Consider the following 1,307-nt stretch of genomic DNA (forward strand, 5'->3'; position numbering starts at 1 on the left):
GAGAGCGTAAAATATCTTGTGTAAATGCATAAAAGATTTCTGAATTGTATAGAAATAGGGAATGCCTTCCCTTATGATATTTAGTAACCACAGAAAACATCACAGGAGGCATTCCCCATGAATGAACTTACCACAGAAATTATCGCTGCACTAGCCCAAAAGCAAGATTTGGACGAAGTTTTTCGTCACCACCTCGAAATTGCGATTAACCAGCTGCTTCAAACCGAATTGGTAGAGTTTTTGGGTTACGAACGCTACTCATACGCTGGGACTAACACTGGTAATAACCGCAACGGCAGTTATGAGCGCTCGTTTGATACGAAGTACGGCCAACTTAACTTAACCATTCCTCGAGATCGCAATGGCCGGTTTAAAAATCATACCTTGCCAGCCTACGGTCGGCACAGTGATAATTTAGAAACAACGGTCATTCAGTTGTATACCAAGGGAATTACCACTGCTGAAATTGCCGAACTCATTGAGAAAATGTACGGTGCTCACTACTCCAAAGCCACGGTTTCCAACATGACTAAAGCCGTCAATGAACAGGTTCAAGCTTTCCAGCAACGTCGACTGGCTTCACAATATGCGGCCATCTTCTTAGATGCCACTTACTTGCCGTTAAAGCGGGATACCGTTCAAAAAGAAGCCGTTCATATTGCGATTGGCATTCGTCCAGATGGTACGAAAGAAGTGCTGAACTACCAAGTGGCGCCAACGGAATCGACTGGAATCTGGACTGAACTGCTGGGAACCTTGATCAAGCAGGGCGTTAAAGATGTGCTGTTGTTTGTGGCCGATGGGTTAGTTGGTTTGGATGAAGGCTTGAATCGGAATTTCCCTAAAGCCAAACGACAACGTTGCCTGGTTCATGTTGGGCGGAATCTGATGAACAAAGTTCGCGTAAAAGACCGCAAGGCCGTGATCAGTGACTTTAAACAAGTTCATCGGGCCGCCAACCGTGAAGCAGCCGAACTGAAACTGAATGAGTTCGCCAACAACTGGCATCAGACCTATCCCAAATTAATCAAAGATCTGCTTAAAATGCCGAATTTACTCACTTTCATGGACTTTCCACCAGCTATCCGGCAATCACTATACTCCACTAACCCGATTGAGAACTTTAATAAGCATCTCAAGCGCACCACCCACCACAAAGAACAATTTCCAACGGAAGATTCACTGGATCGCTTCCTGGTTTCTCAGTTTAATGTTTATAACGAGAAGTCTCTGAAGCGGATCCACCGAGGGTTCAAAGGACTCCAGGACACCTTGGAAGCATCATTTATTTAAGTTAGATACATATT

1 protein-coding gene is annotated in these 1,307 nt (G+C 44.5%); it reads left to right on the forward strand.

Features of this window, described 5'->3' with window-relative positions; translation table 11 throughout:
• Positions 1 to 117 precede the first annotated feature (117 nt).
• On the forward strand, positions 118 to 1,293 hold the full coding sequence (locus tag NGM66_RS14315) for an IS256 family transposase (RefSeq protein WP_125715960.1): 1,176 nt from the start codon (positions 118 to 120) through the stop codon (positions 1,291 to 1,293).
• The last annotated feature ends 14 nt before the right edge of the window (positions 1,294 to 1,307 follow it).

It is taken from the genome of Levilactobacillus yiduensis, from assembly GCF_024718525.1.
Lineage (GTDB): Bacteria > Bacillota > Bacilli > Lactobacillales > Lactobacillaceae > Levilactobacillus > Levilactobacillus yiduensis.